Below are 18,144 nucleotides of genomic sequence, written 5' to 3'. Positions count from 1 at the left end.
ACATCAACGCGCTCCCAATGCGGCAACCATCGCATTGACGATTGCCACGTCCTCTGCTGAACATTCGAGCTCGAGCTTCACGCCGTTGGGCAGGTGGGCAGACAGCCGTGCCGGTCGTGTTGAGCGTGGCGAAACGCGGGATGATTCTGCTCTGGTGGCGTGGTGCAACGCGGGCGCGGACGCCATGACCGCTGTCGGCTCGTCGATCGCTACGACTGGAACAAACGCTGACGGCGTGACCGGCTCGTTGTATCCGATCGGGGGCCGGGCGCGACTACTCGCCTGAACCCATTTATGCAACTGGTTGGCATTAACGCCCGCCTTCAGGGCGAGGCCCGATAGCGAAGCGCCTGGCCGCAGACAGGCTTCGACGAGTCGACGTTTGTCCGTTGGATCGAAGCTTCGCTTGCCGCCGACACCAACACGCGTCACGCGTAGGGGCAAAAAGCTGAGGTCATCTTCTGTCATGGATTGCGTCCGCAAAGTGAGGTTGCGGACGCAATCGTGAGCCTTCTCAACAACGCAAGCTAGGTGTGTGAAATCGCGCGCTTACGAACTATCGACCGCCGGCGCCGCGAACGTCTATAGCTATGTTGTGCCGCCAAGAGGATCACGCCTTGGCTCTGCAATCGTATCCATGACGTCAGTCCAAAAACCAGTCGGATCACCGACGTACGGAGGAGACTCTCTATGACACGTTCACGTTTCACTGCGATGGCCGTAGTGACCGCAACGTTGATGATTGGCATCGGCTTTCCTATTTTTGCCAACGCCAAAGTCACCAAGCTGGAGATTACGTCGAAGCAAGGCTACGGCACATTCAGGCCAGGTGAATTCGAGTTTTGGGAAGGCCGCATCTTCGGTGAACTACAGTCAACCGAGAAGATTCCCGACATTGAAAAGGCACCGAAAAACGCCGATGGAATGGTTGATTACTCGGCCAAAATATCGTTGATCTTCCCGAAGAATCCGAAAAGCGGCAACGGTGTACTTCTGGTCGATATTCCTAACCGGGGCCGTCCCTATGCACAGGCGCTTTACAACAGCCCGCGCGATGAACCGTTCGAGGCCGGTACAACTGAAGTGGGCACAGGCTTTCTTCAGGATCACGGGTTCGCTGTCGCAGAAGTGCAGTGGGAGCTGGGCAAAGGTGCCGACCTCCCGATGTTTCTCGACAGCTCGGGGCAGAAGCGCTTCGTCGAAGGCGTCGGGTTCGCGATTGTCAGGGATGCCGCTGATTTCCTGGCGCATGCCACCTCCGATCAATCGGGTACGGCCAATCCCCTGCAAGGCGCTGTGAAGTGGACGCTCGCATCCGGTAAGTCACAGTCGGGGCGATACCTTAAGACATTTCTCTTGAACGGATTCAACGTGGCTGAGGGACGTCGCGTATTCGACGGCATGCACGTGTTTGTCTCGGGTGCGGGCATGTTGCCCATCATGCAATCGGGCACCGGGCCACAGTCGAGCGCTGCCGAGGTTCCGACTTTTGAAAATCCTGAATTTCGGGGTGTCAACGAGGACGTGCTGACGATCGGCGACATTATCGAGCGAGTCAGGGCACGTGGCGAGAATCCTCCCCGCATGATTCTCATCAACTCCACGACCGACTACTTCTCGCTGCGTGCATCGCTGTCGCGCACCGGTGCCGAAGGTACGACCGAGCAGCCCATTACAGACAATGCCCGCGTGTACGACATTGCGGGCGCCTCACACATCGTCTTGCAGAAGGCTAACTGTGAACTGCCACCGGCCAGGCTGGATTGGAGCCCGATCTCACGCGCAACGCTACTGCATCTGGAGGACTGGGTGGCGAATGGAACCGAGCCTCCGAAAAGCCGCCTCATGCCCCTTGAGGAGGCGAGAAATGATCCGTCTGTCCTGCGTGCGCCCAGTCATCTGCCCAAAGCGATAATAGAGATTCCAAAGCGCGATGAGGATGGAAATGCGGTTGGAGGTGTAAGGCTCCCCGATATGGAAGCGCCGCTCGGCGCTCACGCGCGACAAAATCGACCGCTTTCTTTTCTTTGCATGCTCGCCGGCGCGTATGTCGCGTTTCCCCGAACCCAGGCGGACGCCGATGCAGCCCACGATGGACATCGTCCTGTTCTGGAGAGGTACAAGACGCGTAACGAGTATGTGAATCGTATTCGAACCGCTGCACGTCAGCTTGAGCGGGACGGTTTCCTGTTGCCCGATGACAGTGCCATCATCATTCAATCAGCGGCGGAGAATCCTCTGTGGCGTACGTCGTCACCATGAAGGCCGGCGAGTATTGCCGGTTCTCTGCCCTCAATGAATCCAGAGGCGCGGCGCAGACCGACGAGCGGCCTAAACCAAACCGCCATTTGCCGCATAGTCGCTCGGCGGACAACCCACTCTTTTCCGGAAGGCTGTGCTGAAAGCGCTCGCTGATTGGTAACCGACTTGCGCTGCTATTTCATCCAACGTGCATGTTTGAGACCAACACCTTCGGTGTGATGGCCATGGTTCGCGCAATCGTGCCGCACATGCGCGAGCGGGGATCCGGCGTGATCGTCAACGTCACATCCAGTGTCGTCTTCAACCCTATGCCATTTGCCGCGGCGTATACCGCTTCCAAAACAGCTGTCGAAGGATTCTCCGAGGAGCTCTCCTATGAGCTGGCCCCGTTAGGCGTTCATGTGAAGCTCGTGGAGCCCGGCTATGGACGCGACACAAACTTTGGGACAGCCACGTTGGCACTCAATGACGACAATTCGTTTCCGGCTCGCTACCGAGCTCAGTTCGGCGTTTTGATGGGTGGTCTCCCTGAAGTCGCAACTGAGCTCGAAGATGTTGCCGAAGCGGTGCTCCGGGCGGCTGATGACACGGGTCCAACCCTCCGGTTCCCGGCCGGGGCAGACTCGGTAGCCAACGCCAGGAAGCGCGCCGAGCTTAGCGAGGAGGCTTTCCTGGCGTTGGCGCATCAAGCGTTTGGTGTGCCGAAGCAGTAACTTATCGATAAGGTAAGCTAATAAAACGTGTCGTCTGAAAAATCGGGAATTAAGTCTGATGTCGCAGGACCGTGCAGCGGATCAGTGACAAGTTGTGGGAAACGCTGGAGCCGTTGTTCCTCAATTAGAGATCTGGTTGCTAAATTGGCTGCTTCGTTGTGATGGCGGGCGCGTCGGCAGTTGTTGAACGTGTCTAACACGAGGTAGCCGGGAGCAGAGCACTGAAGGGCTCTGTCAATTGCTCGCTGCCCGTGTCCACGTTGTCGGGTACGGCGCTGACCAGGATCATGTCGCCAGGGTTCAGCGTCGCCTCGCTCCGCTTGGGCTTGAACACAGCGTCGCCCTTGTGGATCTCCGCCCCGCTGAACGCGCATCGCCCCGAGGCGCGAGCCCTGACAATCCGCCAATGCTGCGAGCCGCAGTGGCCGCGGCGCGCGTCGCTCCAGTCGACCACCAGGAGGTCGGCCTTGGGCCGTTCGAGCAGCAAAATGCGAGCCCCCGTCGCAGAGCACTGCGTGTTCTCTGCATTCTCTTTATGCATCATCGATCGCCTTCGAGTGGTCTCCTCTTGCGTCCCGGAAACATGCTTCGTCAATCCATCACCGCGTGCGCCGCGTCTTCCCTGTTGACTCGTGTGGCGGGCCGAATGATCAACAGCAGCGGGATGACGACAATGCTCATCCACATCATGAATTTGAAGTCGTCGATGTAGCCGATCATTGCGGCCTGCGCGGTGATTTGCTGGTCAAGCGCCGCAAGCGCGAAGGCAGAGGGCCCTTGGGCCGAGGGGTGCAGGAGCGGATTGAAGCGGCTGATGTGCTCAACCAGAGTCGAGTGAACGATCTGCGTGTGCTGCGTGAGCATCGTTTGCACGACCGAGATGCCGATGCTGCTGCCGATATTGCGAACCAGGCTGTAAATGGCCGTGCCGTCTGCGCGCATCTCCGGGGTCAATGTAGCGAATGTCATTGTGCTCAACGGCACGAAGACGAACCCGAGGCCAATGCCCTGGATGACACCGGGCCAGATGATGTTGCGCTCGGACAGGACAATTGTGTAGCCCGCCATCTGCCACAGCGAGAACGCGGTGAACAGAAGGCCTGCAAGGAGCAGGAACCTCAGATCGACACGGCCGATCAGTCGCCCGACCGCCATCATTGCGACCATCGTGCCAATACCGCTCGGCGCGACGACCAGGCCGGCGGTCGCGACAGGGTAGTTCATGAGGGATTGCAGCATGGGCGGCAACAAGGCCCGTGTGGCGAAAAGAATCACGCCCACCACGAAGATGAACACAAGTCCCGTGATGAAATTCCGGTCGGTCAACAGGCGCCGGTTGAAGAAAGACGGCCCTCGCGCAGTCGCCGTGTGAATGATGAAGAACATGAAACTGATCACGCACGCGAGTGTCTCGCACCAGATTTCGATCGAGCCGAACCAGTCTTGTTGCTCGCCGCGGTCGAGCATTGCCTGCAACGCGCCGATGGCGATGCTGAGCGTCGCGAAGCCGAAGAAGTCGAACTTGGTGTCCCGGCGCAGGAATTCGCCCTTGATATAGGTGAATACGCCAAATACAGCGAAGGCGCCAATCGGCACGTTGATGAAAAACACCCAGCGCCAGTTGTAGCTGTCGGTGAGCCACCCGCCAAGCGTTGGGCCGAGAATCGGGCCCACCATCACGCCCATTCCCCAGACCGCCATCGCCTGGCCCTGCTTTTCGCGCGGGTTGATGTCGAGAAGGATGGCCTGAGAGAGCGGGACGAGTGATGCACCGAACACCCCTTGCAGGAGACGCGCGGCAATGATCATCGGTAACGAAATGGAAATGCCGCACAAGGCCGACGCGACCGTGAAGCCAACGATGGAAGTCAGCAGTACATTCTTTTTCCCGAAATGATCGCAGAGCCAACCGGTGACCGGCGTCGCGATGGCCGCTGCGACGATGTAAGACGTCAGCACCCAGGTAATCTGGTCCTGGGAAGCCGACAAGCTGCCTTGCATGTGAGGCAACGCCACATTGGCGATCGTGCTGTCGAGCGACTGGATCAGCGTTGCCAGCATGATGCAAATCGTGATGATGCCGCGGTGCGGCACGGCCGGCGCGACGGGCGACGACGCGGAGCCCATGGTTGCGCCGGCCGGCGTGCTCATTGCCCCGCCTCTTCATCTTCGTCGCCCGCAGTCGGCCGGACCCGCCATCGCGCGAGATGACCCATTTCGCAGCCGTCGCGGATGGCGGCGAGAAAGCGCTGCATCTTGTGGGCATCGGCGGCGCCGTGAGCCTTGGTGCCGGCATGCAGGTCGAGCTCGCGCCGGAGCGTGAGCAAAGAAGCGAGAGACGTGTCTTGTTGTTTCATGAGTTTGTTCCTTAAAATGCGAGTTACACTCATATTGTATCTAGAGAATAATATGAATGACCCTCACGTTTGTCAAGATCGTCGGAAAATCCCGGCCTGACGGGGCTCGCTTTACAGCTGTATCGCTGTATCGCCGAAGCGATCAACCACGGTCGTCAACGCCATTGACGACGCCCAGTGAGCCGCTTGTCACTGAGCGATGCTGCGAGCACCAATCACAGGCGGTGGTGCCATCGCGTAGCCGACCGTCGGCTTCGCGTGACGCGACGGCGCGTTCTGCGCCTCATTGCCCGGACCAGCGCCGCCTTCGTTTTCCTGGATGATTCGGGCAATCTCGGTGTCGGCCTGGTTCCCATACTTGGCGAACACGTTGGTCTGGTAGACGGTGTTGGGCGCCGCGCCAAGCTGGCCGCCCTGATCGTTCTTGATGGCCACGTCCACGTTCATCGACAAACCGATGCGCAACGGATGCTTCTCGAGTTCCTGCGGGTCAAGTCCGATCCGCACCGGGAGGCGCTGCACGACCTTGATCCAGTTGCCGGTCGCGTTTTGTGCCGGCAGCAGCGAGAATGCCGAGCCCGTGCCGGCCGAGAAGCCAATCACCTTGCCGTGGAACACCACGCCGGAGCCGTAGACATCGGCGGTGAGTTCCACCGGCTGGCCGATGCGCATGTGCGTGAGCTGCACCTCCTTGAAGTTGGCGTCGACCCAGACGGAATTCAGCGGCACGATCGCCATAAGCGGCGTGCCCGGCGACACGCGCTGGCCGACCTGCACCGAGCGTTGTGCGACATAGCCCGTCACCGGTGCGGGCATGGTGTTGCGGGCATAGTTGATGTAAGAGTCGCGCACTTTCGCCGCTGCGGCGAGCACGTTCGGATGGTCGGCGATGTCCGTGTTTGCGGTGAGCGCGCGATTGGATTGAAGCTCCTGCTCCGCGGCGTTTAGCGACGCTTGCGCACCTCGAACGGCGTCGCGCGCGTGCGAGACTTCTTCCAGCGAAATCGCGCCGGTTTGCGCGATCGTCATCCGGCGGCGCAGATCGTCCTCGGCGCGTGACAGATCCGACTGGCGCAGCGCGACTTGCGCCGCAAACTGGTTGTTGTTCACAAAGAGCGTGCGCACCTGGCGCACCGCTTGCGCCAGATTCGCCTCGGCCTGATCGAGTGTGACCTTCGAGTCTGCGGGGTCAAGCACCACAATCGGATCGCCGATGTGAACCGTCTGGGTATCGTCGGCATTCACCGAGATCACGGTACCCATCACTTGCGGTGTGATCTGCACGACATTGCCGTTCACGTAGGCGTCGTCGGTCGTTGCATGGAAGCGCGCGACGAGAAAGTAATACAGGCCATAGGCGATCGCGGCGATCAGTAGCGCAACGACTAGCAGCGTCATCAGCAGCCTGCGTTTGCCGTTGCCTGGCGGCTGTGCTTGTTCGGCCAGTTGGCCGGTTTGCACCGGAGTGACTGGTTTTGTGGGGGCGACGAGGTCTTCAGTGGTGCTCATGGCGATGCTCCGGGTATTTCAATGTGCGTCGTTTATTCGGGTGGTTTGCGGACTCAGTTCGCTGCAGCCGGCGTCGCTTCGCTCGCCTGCAAGCCTTGGGCGGACTGTGCGGCTTGCGCCACAGGGACGTCGGTCGGCACGACAAGACCGGTCTTCGTCGCGTCGAATCCGCCGCCGAGCGCCTTGATCAGGCCGATCTGCATGTTGCGGCGGCTCATCCTGAGGTCAGTCAACGTTTGTTCGGCAGCAAGCCTGTTCTGGTCGGCAGATAACACCTGCAATTGGGGCGAGAGGCCGGCCTTGTAGCGCACAACGGAGAGCTGGTAGGCGCTCGTTGACGCTTCAAGCGCCCGCTGCGCGTCGGCTTGCTGCCGGTCAATGGAATGGATGGATGAGACTTGAGTGGCGACATCGTTCAGCGCATTGACGAGTGTCTGGTTGTAGGTCGCGACGTCATAGTCGAAGTCCGCATAGCGGCCTTTCAATTGCGAGCGCAGGGCGCCGCCGTCAAAGATCGGCAAGTGAATAGCCGGGCCGAACTGGACCTGCCGGCTCCCCGCAGTGAAGAACTTGCCCCAGCCAAATGCGTCGAAACCGGCGGCAGCCGCCAGGTTCACATCCGGGAAGAACTCGGCCTTGGCTTCTTTGACGTCGTGAAGGGCCGCCTCCACTTGCCAGCGCGCCGCGACCAGGTCCGGCCGACGCGCCAGCAGGTCGGCGGGAAGGTTGCCGGGCAGGGCGACCGCGCCGCCCGGCGCCAGGACCGGCTGGGAGATTTGCAGTCCACGATCCGGGCCCTTGCCGAGCAAGGCGCCCAACTGATAGCGCACGACGGTGATCTGGCCGTCGAGATCGGTGAGATTCGCGCGTGTCGTTGCAATGTTGCCGATAGCCGTTTGCCGCTCGACGTTGGTGTCCAGCCCTGCGGTGACGCGGCCGTCGGTGATGCGGCCAATGTCCTCGCGATTTCGGATTTCACGCTGGGCGATGTCGCGTTGGGCGTAGAGGCGCGCGAGCTGGTTGTAGGTGCTCGCGACCGACGCGGCGAGTGTCACGCGGGCCTGCTGCATGTCGGCTTCGGCGGCCTTCTCTTGCGACACGGCCTGGCCCAGACGCTGGCGGTTCTTGCCCCACAGATCCAAGTCCCACGAGGCGCTCGCCAGCGCGTTGTTCTCGCTATACCAGGTGCCGCCGAACGGCGGCGGATAGATCGAGTTTGCGGAGTAGATCTCGCGGTTCCACGAATAGCTGCCATTGACTTTCGGATAGAGCGCCGACTTCGAGCTTTCGATGTACGAGGAGGCTTTTGCGATGCGCGCTTGCGCTTGGGCGATCGACGGATTGCCGTCCAGCGCCTCGGCGATCAGGCCGGGCAACTGCGGGTCACCAAACTGGCTGGCCCAGTCGAGCGAGGGCCATTGGCCGTCCTCAGCCGGCAGGCTCTGCGCGGCCTCATAGCTCGCGGGTGCCGCCATCCGCTTGTCGCTGTGGATGCCGAAGTAATTCGCGCAACCGCACAGGACGATCGCCGCGGTGACAGCCGCGGCCGTGGATGGGCGGGGTAGCCGAAGCGGCGGCAGGGCGGGACAGTTCATCGCTCGCCTCGCGGGCGAGCGGAAGGGCGCGAGAGGCGCTGCAACTAGTTCAGTGCGTTTTCTTTTCAAAATAGAGTGCTGCGTCATGGGTTAGTCCCGCTAAAGCGCTGCTGTTGGCGAGCACGCGGCGGAGCATGCTCTTGAGAAATCCGGTTTCTTCCGGCGTGAAGCCAGAGAGCAGCGTGTCCACCACACTCGCGAAGATGGCCGGCATGCGCGCGGCCATCGCCTCGCCCTCAGGCGTCAACGAGAGCCGCACGATGCGCCGGTCTTCGATGCTGCGCACCCGCCTGAGCAGGCCGCGCGCTTCGAGCAGGTCGATGCGGCGTGTGACAGCGCTCGCGTCGATCCCAAATTCACGAGCCAACTCGGCCGCGAGCAGGCATTTCTCGCTCCACACCATGAAGAGGATGCTGCCCTGAGTGCCGGTGATGCCCAAATCGCACGTTGTCCGCTGGTTGATCATGTTGGCCATCGTCGAGCGCACGTGTGAGAACAACGAGCCCACGCTGTCGTTGAGATTCCGGACGCTGAATTCGAGGGGGCGCGAGGGTGAATCCGTCATGATTTGAATGCTGGCTGGACAATTGTCACGTCAATGAGTTGGGGGCGGGTGGGGACATAGGGAGAAGCGCTTGTTGGCGCGGACACGCAGGATCGAGATCGGGCAGGCAATATGCTTTCGTCCCGGATTGCGCATTGATTTCATTCATGTAAAATACGAGTGATACTCATATTTTACGGAGTGATAATATGACCGATCCTCATGTTCTGTCAAGATACCCGAAAATTCCCACGCAGGAGCGCGGAGAGAAGCGCGTGACCGACCTGCTCGCGGCAGCCGAACAACTCTTTGCATCATCGGGCTATGAGGCTACAACCATGAATGCAATCGCGAGCCTCGCGGGCTCTTCCATCGGCTCGCTGTATCAGTTCTTTCCCAACAAGGAAAGTGTTGGAAATGCCTTGCTGCTCGAATACATGAAGGAGTTGAGCGGCCAGATCGTCGCCTTGAAGGCGGCTTCGCCCGTCGCGCCGCAAGTGCTGGGGCAAAAGCTCGTCGAGATCGTGTTCAACTACAGCGTGGAACACCCCGCGTGCCGCGTTTTAGCAGATACGCCCTCCGTGCAGAAGACGGAGAGCTTCGGCGTGTATTCCGCCAGCGTGGAGGACTTGCTGTCTGCCTTCGCTCCGTCCATGAAAGCAGCGGAAATGTCGTCCATCGCAATGGCCAGTTTGCTCATGGTGCGCGCGGCGGTGCAGGGGAGCCGGTTGGTCGACGCCGAAACGGGCGCTACGTTGCGCCACGAAATGCAGCAAGCCATCGGCACCTATCTGGAGGAACGGCTCAAGGTCGCCTCCCCGGCACCAACCACGCAAGACATGCCGGCCTTTCCGGCGCTGGGGAAACTGAAAAAAATGGGGAACGTCCCTTAAGTTGATTTACGATCAGTGATACTTACTTTATTACCGGATCAAACGTACCGTTGCAGTCAACGCGTTTCGGCGCCGCCCGCGAGACTTGTTTCGGACCTCTGCTCGCATCGCATGCGTGCCCGACGCTCCCGACTCCAATGCTCGAGCAAGGACCGCGTCTGAGCACGTACGGTTGCCTTGAGCAACTCCCCTTTCTTGGCATCGATCGCCTTCGATCCGAGCAACGCAAACGTGATGCGAGGTGCTACGTGGAATATCAACACTTGCCCGTGCAGACTGAGCATCCGGATCAGGGTGACCGGATCGTCGGCCGCAGTCCCCGTAATCCTTGCGATCAACTCGGCGGCAACGTTGTTCAGCGGCAGCCGCAGGCGCCGCGTCAAAACCTCGGACGCCATGCTCGGCTCGTGTCCGGCCTGTTCGCGAGCAAAGAAGAGCCGCTGGTTAGGCACGCAGCCCTCGACGAACATACGATCCGCGACCGCTTCCTGGAGACGGATGAACGCTTCGATGAATGTATCGATAAGCGCAGGCGTGTCGCCCTCCTGGCGCAATACCTCCGTCGCATGACTGATGACCGGTTCGAGGTACATCCACGCATCGTCCGCGAGGTATTCGGCGCAGGTCTGGTAGACGCCTTTCTTGTTCTCGAAGTAATACTGAAGCGCGGGCGGATTGACACCGGCACGCGCGGCAATGTCGCGTGTGGACGCACCTTCGAAGCCATGTTCACCAAACAACTCGATCGCCGCTTCGATGATTCTTAGTCGCGTCGCGTCTCCTCGCGCGTTGCCGCCCGTTGAAGGGTGCCGAAGTCGTTTTATGCTGCCCATGCACACCCCGCTTCAACGCAATAAATATACAACTTGACATATACCTTTTCCGATTTAAATAATTTTTATCGAAAAGAGGACCGTGACCGCAAGTTCGTCTCCGCGCGGAGTGAATGCTTTGGAATTATCAAGGCTGATTGCCCATCTTTCGAGATGTACATATTCAATCCTCCCGACAATTCAGGCATTGATTAGCTTCTTGCTAACCGCCTTTGGTGAGGAACTTCGATACACATCGTGTCATGGCTGCATGGAGCAAAGCTGAGCTGCAGCCGAGTGTCCGTACGCAATGCGAGGAAGACTTGTATTGTTAAATATAATGTGACTGAGGCTCATGTATGTCAAGGTAGAAAGTACGGGGGCGCGGGAATTCTGGTCAGCGGCCAGCGCTCTCGCTGACGAAGGGTGGGGTGAACTGGGAGAGAGTTTGGAGTTTGGCTACGGTAAGCGTTCGGGGCCGGTCCGGTCGCGAACGCGTGTGGCCAGCCAAGAGATCCATCGGTCCCCGCTGGCAGCCTGCGGACGTACGGCGTCCAACAACCTTGTACGGGAAGGGGACGGTGAAGCCACAGGCAGGCGTGGCATACTTGAAGCCGTTTTTGAAGCCTTTTGGCACAATCGAAGAGTCTGATCATCTGACGGTTATGCTCGGAACTTCGTGCGAGTGATGCCGCGAACGGGCAGCATCGGGGTGCTGAGCGGGGTGCTGAGCGGGGTGCTGAGGGGCGGCTGAGTCTATCGCCTGCTAAATGTGAGCTAACCTTACGTTATGAAAAAATTAATATGACTGAAACTCAGGTTTTGTCAAGACGACCGAAGTCACCCACCCAGGAACGCGGAGAGAAGCGGGTGGCCGACTTGCTGGGCGCTGCCGAGCAACTCTTCGCGTCGTCGGGCTATGAGACGGTGACCATGCATGCAATAGCCACTCTCGCGGGTTCATCGATTGGTTCGCTCTATCAGTTCTTCCCCAACAAGGAAAGCATTGGGAGCGCGTTGCTGAACCGCTACACGGACGAAATAGTCTTGTTATTGGATCAGTGGCAATTGTCCTTGCCAGACACAGCCATGGAGTTCGCAAATGGATTGATTTCTATCGTGCTTGGCTACGTCTCGAAGCGCCCCGCGTGCAGGGTGCTGTCAGAAACACCATCGGTCGTGCCAGCGGGATCATATGGGATGGTTCGGCTTTCGGCAGCCATTCAGGATCTGTTGGCGAAGTATGATCCGGAGATCAAGCGCTCGGATCTGTCTGCAATTGCCCTGACAACCTGGTTAATCGTTCGGGCGACTGTACAAGGGAGCCGGATGGTGGAGAAGAGCAAGAGCGCGGCGTTACGCAGAGAGATGCAACAGGTCTTGGGCAACTACCTGGAGGAACGAATAGGTAGGGGTTCAACAGCGAACGCAAGAACCAGCAGACAGCCACGATAGCCTGACCATGCCGTTATCTTTGGTCGGCCAGTCGTTGGTGCGCTCCCCGTCTCTGCGAGAAGGGTATTTCAGAACCGAATCGAATCGCACCTTGACTGAATGTGAGTAGTAGTCGTATTCTATTTTCGAGAAATACGAGTGATACTTGCATTCAAGGAAGGAGAAGTCCATGCCTGAGCTTTTGCACATCGATCCCAGGCACACCGCGCTGCTGGTGATGGATTATCAGGTTGATACCCTTACCAGGTTCATGACGGCTGCGCAGTCAGCCGATGCAATCGCGCGCGTGCCGGATCTGATCGCTGCGGCGCGACATGCGGGCATGATGGTGATCCATGTCGTTGTCGCATTCCGGCCCGGTCATCCCGAGGTCAGCCCCCGTAACCCCATATTCAGTGCACTGAGGGCAAACGGGATGATGGTGGCCGGGAGCGACGGCGCAGCGATCCATCCGGCCGCAGCCGCACGAGAGGGAGAGCCGATCGTGGTCAAGCACCGCATCAGCCCATTCGTTGGCACCGACCTGGAGACACTGCTGCGCGCGAACGGCATTGATACGCTGGTGCTTGCAGGTGTCCACACCAGCGGCGTCGTGCTGTCGACCGTTCGCCACGCCGGCGACCTGGATTATCGGTTGGTCGTCATCCGCGATTGCTGCGCAGACCCAGATGCAGAGGTGCATGCGATGCTGCTCGACATCGTCATCGCGAAGCAGGCGGCCGTTGTTACCACGGTGGAGTTCGCAGGCGCCCTGCCTGGCAGGTCTTCATGAACGAACGCGAGCGATAGACCTCGGGAAGCGTCGTGTCTTTGAACTTCCTCAAGGCGGCGCAGTCTGTAACTTCCACGATGGATCCCTTCTGGTCTCTGTAAGCAGCGCCATGTTGCAGATTCCATCCTGATCTGACTGGAAACACGACGTAACAAACCGATGGCGCAACTGGGGCCAGAAAGCGGAATAACGTCAGCCGGCGACGCGTTTTATATTCAGCAGGTCCGCGTCGTCGTGCACACTTCACATGCGAATTCACATGCTCTGGCAACGCGCTCTGCGAGGCGAACCGATGGGGTCTTCACGGTGTCGGCGCGGCGGTCCGCGTCGTGGTACCGGACCGTCGAGCAGGACGGATTCATGCGCAACTTTATTGGACTTGGAATGGTGCTTTGCAGTTGTGTCGCGTGCGCGACGCCGATGGCGTCGCAGCCCGACCAGGCTGGTCCGCTGAACGACATGACGACCACATCGGCCGTGTCGCCCACGTGCCGCATGGTCAACGGCACGGCGGATATCGATGGCACCACGCAGAACATATCGGGCCTCGCGTGCAAGCAGCCCGACGGCACTTGGCAGATCCAGCAGCAGGACGCGAGCTTCGATACGGGTGACGTTTCCCCGCCGCCCCCGTATCCGTACTATCCCTATTACGACCCGTGGTTTTATGGGCCGCCTGTGGCGTTCGGCTTCGGCGCCTCGTTCATCTTCGTCGATCGGTTTCATCACTTCCATCATATGGATCATGTCCACTTCGGACCGCACGGAGGCTTCCGCGGCGGCTTTCATGGAGGAGGCGGTTTTCATGGCGGGGGTGGCTTTCATGGAGGGGGCGGTTTTCACGGAGGAGGCGCATTCTTTGGAGGAGGCGGTTTTCACGGAGGCGGCGGGGGGCGCCGGTAGCCCCCTGGCTTCATGCGCCTGGCTCACCTCTTGCGCTCGCATCCGATGCGCAAGGCAATAAGGTTTTTTGGAGTCGAAAATGATAGTCGCGACAAAGAAGATCTGTTTTTCAGTTTTTTCAGTCTTAGTTATCGCTATGTCAGGCGAGTGCTACGCGCAAGCAGGAGGCGGCGTGACCGACGTCGGGAACGCAGCGCTCGTTCAAAGCGGCAATGGCATGGGCGCACCGCCGGGCGTCGCTGCCGGCGATGACGTGCGAGCTGGCGCGGGCCTCACGAAAGGCACAGACGGCATAATCAGCAGTATGCGAAGCAACGGCACGAGAACAACTGAGAGTCCGGATCCTAGAGCGCCTAACCGCACCGGAATCCCACCTGTACGCCAATAGGCCTGGTACTCAAAGAGCGGATGGCGATGTATCGCGGTGGTCTTGTCCGGTCGTTAGCGAAGGCCGCAAAGGCTTGCTATCAGACGAGATCGCTGCGCCCTCCATCTCGAATGTTGTCCAGTTCAATAGGCAGGGTATGGAGCAGGGATCAACGAGAATAAGGAATACGAATTAACATGGTGCCGGCAATAGCGGGTCAACTCCGCCGTCAGTTCGGTCGTCGCCGGCAACAAACCCTCCTTGTCACCGTTAGCCACCGGCGGTCCCGGCCGTCGCGGTCCTGCCGTCTAAAAATCCCCCCATCGGTTTGCTCGCGACTTCCGAAATGCACAGACCCGGCAATTACAAGAGCGATATCAGGCAACGTACGCGGGTGTAGTGCTCCTGCGCCCGTGCGGTGTCACGCGACATCGCGTCGATCGAGGTTTTAACGGCTTGCCAAAGATCCTCCTGTAGAAAGCGCGTCACGCGCGGCTTGGCCTTGCGCGCTCGCTGACGCGACAAGGACAGACGCGAACTAGCCTTGCGCCTCATGAGAAGAAAATGAACCAGAAACAGTGTGCGCCCTACGAACATAAATCCAAATGCAAGAAAATAATTTCAAAAAACCGCGTCCAAAAGCCCAAACAGGCGTTGTTCGGCGATTTATGATCGGGTATAAATACGCACATCGGTGCGACAGGCGCACACAATTGACGGGGGTAGGGTGGCATGACGTTTAACGAGGATCGCGGGGAGAAGTCAGCAGGTCATTCGGCAAAGCGGCGCCGCCTGCTCAAGTTGGCCGCATCGGCCGGCGTATCGGCGACGGTAGCAGGCTTGCCATTCGGTCGAAGCGCCTTCGGCGCGGAGCCCATCACATTGCGCTGGTGGTCGACGCAAGCCGCGCCGGACCAACTCAAGGCTTACAAGGCGCAGATCGCTGGTTTCATGGCGACGCATCCGGGCGTCAAAGTTGTGTTCGAAGCCACGTCCGACGAGGGTTATCCCGCACAATTAGCTGCGGCGTTCGCAGCGAATCAGGTGCCGGACATCATCACGCACCTGCCGTCGTATGCCGCTCAGACGTATTTTGCTGATGGCCTGGTTGAACCTGTCGATGACGTCGCCGTAGCCGTGGGCCTCGACAAGTACTATCCGAACGCAAACGATGTCTTCAAGACCGCCGACGGCAAATTGTGCGCCACAGGCCTGGCAAATACTGCGGCGGATGTCATGTGGATCCGGCGCGACCTGATGCAGAGGGCCGGCGTCGACAAGATGCCGGAAACCTGGGACGAATTGCGCACGGCCTGCAAGAAGATGCAGGGCGGGCGAATCTATGGTGCGCCACTGCCGTACGGCCTGAACAGCATGACGTCGCTGATCATGCTCGGTTTCATCCATCGGGCAGGCGGCCAGGTATTCACGCCGGATTTGCAGGTTGCTGTCGACAGTCAGGCGACGCTCGACGCACTTGACTTCTATAAATCGATGCGCGAATTCTGTCCGCCCGGCGCCACGGGCTATAGCTGGGGCGAAAGCTTGACCGCCTTTGTCTCCGGCTCGACCGCGACCGGGATCTACGGTGGCCGCGTACTCGACAACATTGCAACGCAGAACCCCGGGATTGCCGATTCGGTGACGTGCTCGACCTACCCGACGATCTCGAAGTCGGTGCCGGCATGGACTTATAACGACTTTCCCTGCGTCTTCATCCCTAAGAAGGCGAAAAATATTTCGTCATCCAAATTGTTCGCGGAATACCTCTTCGATCCGGCCGGCTACATTTCCGAGTTGCTCGGCGCACCAGCGCACCTCCTGCCGGTGCTGAAGACGATTGCCTCGGACCCGCGCTACACCAGTAACGCGATCATCAAAAAGTATCCTAAAGAAGTGGAGCTCATGTCGGCTGCGGCTGCGTCGGGTCACAATCTCGGCTACGAGTCGCCGGCTCACAAACCCAATCGTCGTGCTAACGAGATTGTGGCGAGCAATGTGTTGGCCGAGATGGTCCAGCGAGTCGTACTGAACAACGAGCCTCCCAAGTCCGTCGTCGGCGCAACAGCGAAGAAGCTTGAAACGCTGATGAAAGCCTGAACGCGATACTGCCTGCCACCAGCAGGCAGTGTTCGTTGCGCTCTTACGCCATTCACCGTCCGTGGCTTGTGCAGTCATGGACGGACACGTTACGGAAAACGCATGGCTACAGTTTCATTGCCCGGCATGGGCATTCGATCCCTCGAGTCGACTTACAGCCGGCTCGGCGTTCTGCTGATCGCACCGGCGGTGCTGTTGCTGATCGCAACAATTGTTTATCCGCTGCTTTACGCGTTGTGGCTCTCCCTCAACGCGGTGTATACGCCGACACAGCAATCCACCTTCGTGGGGCTCGCCAATTATCGGGACATGCTGGGCTCGTCTACCTTCTGGTTCTCGCTGTGGGTGACGATTGTCTGGACGACGTCAACGCTCGTCCTGCAGATTCTCTGCGGCGTCGGCATGGCGCTGCTCCTTAACGAGAAGATCATGTTCCGGTCGGCGGCCCGCAGCCTCGTGTTGTTTCCGTATTTCGTCTCCACTGTCGTGGCGGTACTTGTCTGGCGTTGGCTGTTCAACGATCTCTATGGCTTGCTGAACCAGGTCCTGCTGGAGCTGCATATTGTCGACGCGCCGGTCAACTGGCTTGGGCAGATGCCGAACGCGATGATCAGCATTGTGCTGGTTGGGACATGGAAGTATTTCCCGTTCGTGGTGATTGCCGTGCTGGCGCGCTTGCAGACCATACCTTTGTCGCTTTACGAAGCCGCCCGCATGGATGGCGCCGGACCCTTCGGCCGTTTCTTCGATGTAACGCTGCCACAACTCAGGGAAGTCCTGGGCGTAGTGATCCTGTTGCGAATCATCTGGGACTTCAAGGAGTTCGACCTGCTGTACCTGATGACGGGGGGAGGTCCGGTCAATCAGACGCGCTCGGTGCCGCTGCTTGTCTATCAACAAGCCTTCGGGCTGAACCAGATGGGCACTGCTTCCACATCGGCGGTCGGCATGATGGTAGTGATGGGTGTGCTGATGGCGGCTTATCTTTACCGTTCGCAACGCACAAGGAGCCAGGATGCGAGCCGATAAAACCAACCTGCCGGCATCGGTCATCACCTGGGTGATCGTGATCCTGATGGTGTTTCCGCTGATCTGGATGCTGCTCACGTCGATCAAGCCGCAAAGCGAATTGTTTGTGTTCCCGATCAAGTTGCTGCCTGAGCACGTGACGTTTGAGCACTACCAGCGGCTGCTGGAAGACACGCCTTTTCTCAGCTATTTCTGGAACTCCGTGGTGCTGTCAGCGGCAACGACCGTGGTGGTGATGGTGGTTGCAACGCTGGGCGGCTACAGTCTTGCGCGCTTCAAGTACCGGGGGCGCGAGACGATTGCCATCGCGGTACTCTGCACTTACCTGATGCCATCGGTTGTACTGATCATACCTCTCTACCTGATGATGGTGAAGCTCGGGCTGGAGAACACACTGACGAGTCTTGTCATCTCGTACACCACGTTCGCGCTGCCGTATGCGCTGTGGCTGCTGCGTTCTTTCATGGCGGGCATTCCGGAAGACCTTGAAGCAGCAGCCTTGGTGGACGGGGCGAGCCGTCTCGGCGCATTCATGGACGTAATCCTGCCGCAGGCGCTGCCAGGCATCATCTCGACCGCGCTGTTCACCTTCATCCTTGCGTGGAACGAGTACCTGTACGCGCTTGTCATGGTCAACACCGATGAAACCCGTCCTCTGACCACTGGAGTAATGAACATGCTTGTGTCGTCGTTCAACATCGAGTGGTCGCTGCTGATGGCGGCCTCCGTGATGATGAGCGTGCCGCTGCTGTTCTTCTTCGCTTTCCTCCAGCGCTACCTGACCAGCGGCTTCGGCGCGGGCAGCGTGAAGGGATGAGCGTTCAGGGACCTCA

The 18,144-nt window shown here is 59.3% G+C and carries 18 protein-coding genes; 9 read left to right on the top strand and 9 right to left on the bottom strand.

Translation table 11 applies throughout. The features are described from left to right. Nucleotides 1-3: 3 nt before the first annotated feature. Nucleotides 4-468, bottom strand: a complete 465-nt coding sequence (gene tnpA, locus AWB69_RS26745) for an IS66-like element accessory protein TnpA (protein WP_062089841.1) — start codon at nucleotides 466-468, stop codon at nucleotides 4-6. A 222-nt stretch (nucleotides 469-690) separates the two neighbouring features. On the opposite strand from tnpA, the gene AWB69_RS26740 reads away from it, so the two are divergent. Further along, nucleotides 691-2,262: an alpha/beta hydrolase domain-containing protein gene (locus tag AWB69_RS26740; protein ID WP_062089840.1), complete on the top strand. Its 1,572-nt coding sequence runs from the start codon at nucleotides 691-693 to the stop codon at nucleotides 2,260-2,262. A 69-nt stretch (nucleotides 2,263-2,331) separates the two neighbouring features. Here AWB69_RS26740 and AWB69_RS49625 read toward each other — a convergent pair whose 3' ends face one another. Beyond that, nucleotides 2,332-2,448, bottom strand: a complete 117-nt coding sequence (locus AWB69_RS49625; RefSeq protein WP_231937238.1) for a helix-turn-helix domain-containing protein — start codon at nucleotides 2,446-2,448, stop codon at nucleotides 2,332-2,334. A 5-nt stretch (nucleotides 2,449-2,453) separates the two neighbouring features. Between AWB69_RS49625 and AWB69_RS26735 the strand changes: the two genes are divergently transcribed. Beyond that, nucleotides 2,454-2,975, top strand: a complete 522-nt coding sequence (locus AWB69_RS26735; protein WP_062089839.1) for an SDR family NAD(P)-dependent oxidoreductase — start codon at nucleotides 2,454-2,456, stop codon at nucleotides 2,973-2,975. Nucleotides 2,976-3,168: 193 nt separating this feature from the next. Here AWB69_RS26735 and AWB69_RS26730 read toward each other — a convergent pair whose 3' ends face one another. The 6 genes from AWB69_RS26730 to AWB69_RS26705 all read right to left on the bottom strand — a co-directional run bounded on the left by AWB69_RS26730 (nucleotide 3,169) and on the right by AWB69_RS26705 (nucleotide 9,001). Continuing rightward, nucleotides 3,169-3,516: a DUF3331 domain-containing protein gene (locus AWB69_RS26730; protein ID WP_231937237.1), complete on the bottom strand. Its 348-nt coding sequence runs from the start codon at nucleotides 3,514-3,516 to the stop codon at nucleotides 3,169-3,171. Between the two features lie 50 nt (nucleotides 3,517-3,566). Next, complete coding sequence (locus tag AWB69_RS26725; protein WP_062089849.1) at nucleotides 3,567-5,102, bottom strand: DHA2 family efflux MFS transporter permease subunit; 1,536 nt, start codon at nucleotides 5,100-5,102, stop codon at nucleotides 3,567-3,569. 20 nt (nucleotides 5,103-5,122) lie between these two features. Further along, nucleotides 5,123-5,332, bottom strand: a complete 210-nt coding sequence (locus tag AWB69_RS26720; protein WP_062089837.1) for a hypothetical protein — start codon at nucleotides 5,330-5,332, stop codon at nucleotides 5,123-5,125. A gap of 189 nt (nucleotides 5,333-5,521) precedes the next feature. Then, nucleotides 5,522-6,841, bottom strand: coding sequence for an HlyD family secretion protein (locus AWB69_RS26715; protein ID WP_082913604.1), 1,320 nt, complete (start codon nucleotides 6,839-6,841; stop codon nucleotides 5,522-5,524). Nucleotides 6,842-6,894: 53 nt separating this feature from the next. Further along, nucleotides 6,895-8,436, bottom strand: a complete 1,542-nt coding sequence (locus AWB69_RS26710) for an efflux transporter outer membrane subunit (protein ID WP_062089836.1) — start codon at nucleotides 8,434-8,436, stop codon at nucleotides 6,895-6,897. Nucleotides 8,437-8,485: 49 nt separating this feature from the next. Then, nucleotides 8,486-9,001: a MarR family winged helix-turn-helix transcriptional regulator gene (locus tag AWB69_RS26705; protein ID WP_062089835.1), complete on the bottom strand. Its 516-nt coding sequence runs from the start codon at nucleotides 8,999-9,001 to the stop codon at nucleotides 8,486-8,488. 188 nt (nucleotides 9,002-9,189) lie between these two features. On the opposite strand from AWB69_RS26705, the gene AWB69_RS26700 reads away from it, so the two are divergent. After that, nucleotides 9,190-9,873 (top strand): TetR/AcrR family transcriptional regulator, encoded by a 684-nt coding sequence (locus AWB69_RS26700; protein ID WP_062089834.1) that lies wholly within the window; start codon nucleotides 9,190-9,192, stop codon nucleotides 9,871-9,873. A 56-nt stretch (nucleotides 9,874-9,929) separates the two neighbouring features. Here AWB69_RS26700 and AWB69_RS26695 read toward each other — a convergent pair whose 3' ends face one another. Next, nucleotides 9,930-10,706, bottom strand: a complete 777-nt coding sequence (locus tag AWB69_RS26695) for a CerR family C-terminal domain-containing protein (RefSeq protein ID WP_062089833.1) — start codon at nucleotides 10,704-10,706, stop codon at nucleotides 9,930-9,932. An 849-nt stretch (nucleotides 10,707-11,555) separates the two neighbouring features. Between AWB69_RS26695 and AWB69_RS26690 the strand changes: the two genes are divergently transcribed. The 6 genes from AWB69_RS26690 (at nucleotide 11,556) to AWB69_RS26660 (ending at nucleotide 18,128) form a co-directional block, all read left to right on the top strand. Beyond that, nucleotides 11,556-12,140: a TetR/AcrR family transcriptional regulator gene (locus tag AWB69_RS26690; protein ID WP_231937236.1), complete on the top strand. Its 585-nt coding sequence runs from the start codon at nucleotides 11,556-11,558 to the stop codon at nucleotides 12,138-12,140. A gap of 169 nt (nucleotides 12,141-12,309) precedes the next feature. After that, complete coding sequence (locus tag AWB69_RS26685) at nucleotides 12,310-12,912, top strand: cysteine hydrolase family protein (RefSeq protein WP_062089831.1); 603 nt, start codon at nucleotides 12,310-12,312, stop codon at nucleotides 12,910-12,912. A 360-nt stretch (nucleotides 12,913-13,272) separates the two neighbouring features. Further along, entirely contained in the window at nucleotides 13,273-13,815 is a 543-nt protein-coding gene (locus AWB69_RS26680; protein ID WP_063977919.1) for a hypothetical protein, read from the top strand. A 1,099-nt stretch (nucleotides 13,816-14,914) separates the two neighbouring features. Further along, nucleotides 14,915-16,282, top strand: a complete 1,368-nt coding sequence (locus tag AWB69_RS26670; protein ID WP_062089829.1) for an ABC transporter substrate-binding protein — start codon at nucleotides 14,915-14,917, stop codon at nucleotides 16,280-16,282. A 102-nt stretch (nucleotides 16,283-16,384) separates the two neighbouring features. Continuing rightward, on the top strand, nucleotides 16,385-17,311 hold the full coding sequence (locus tag AWB69_RS26665) for a carbohydrate ABC transporter permease (RefSeq protein ID WP_082913603.1): 927 nt from the start codon (nucleotides 16,385-16,387) through the stop codon (nucleotides 17,309-17,311). Continuing rightward, nucleotides 17,298-18,128, top strand: a complete 831-nt coding sequence (locus tag AWB69_RS26660) for a carbohydrate ABC transporter permease (RefSeq protein WP_062089827.1) — start codon at nucleotides 17,298-17,300, stop codon at nucleotides 18,126-18,128. The genes AWB69_RS26665 and AWB69_RS26660 overlap by 14 nt, the downstream gene beginning before the upstream one ends. Nucleotides 18,129-18,144 lie beyond the last annotated feature (16 nt).

Origin of the sequence: Caballeronia udeis (assembly GCF_001544555.2) — a bacterium.
Lineage (GTDB): Bacteria > Pseudomonadota > Gammaproteobacteria > Burkholderiales > Burkholderiaceae > Caballeronia > Caballeronia udeis.
The sequence above is the reverse complement of the archived record's forward strand: the minus strand, read 5'-3'. Positions and strand labels throughout refer to the sequence as shown.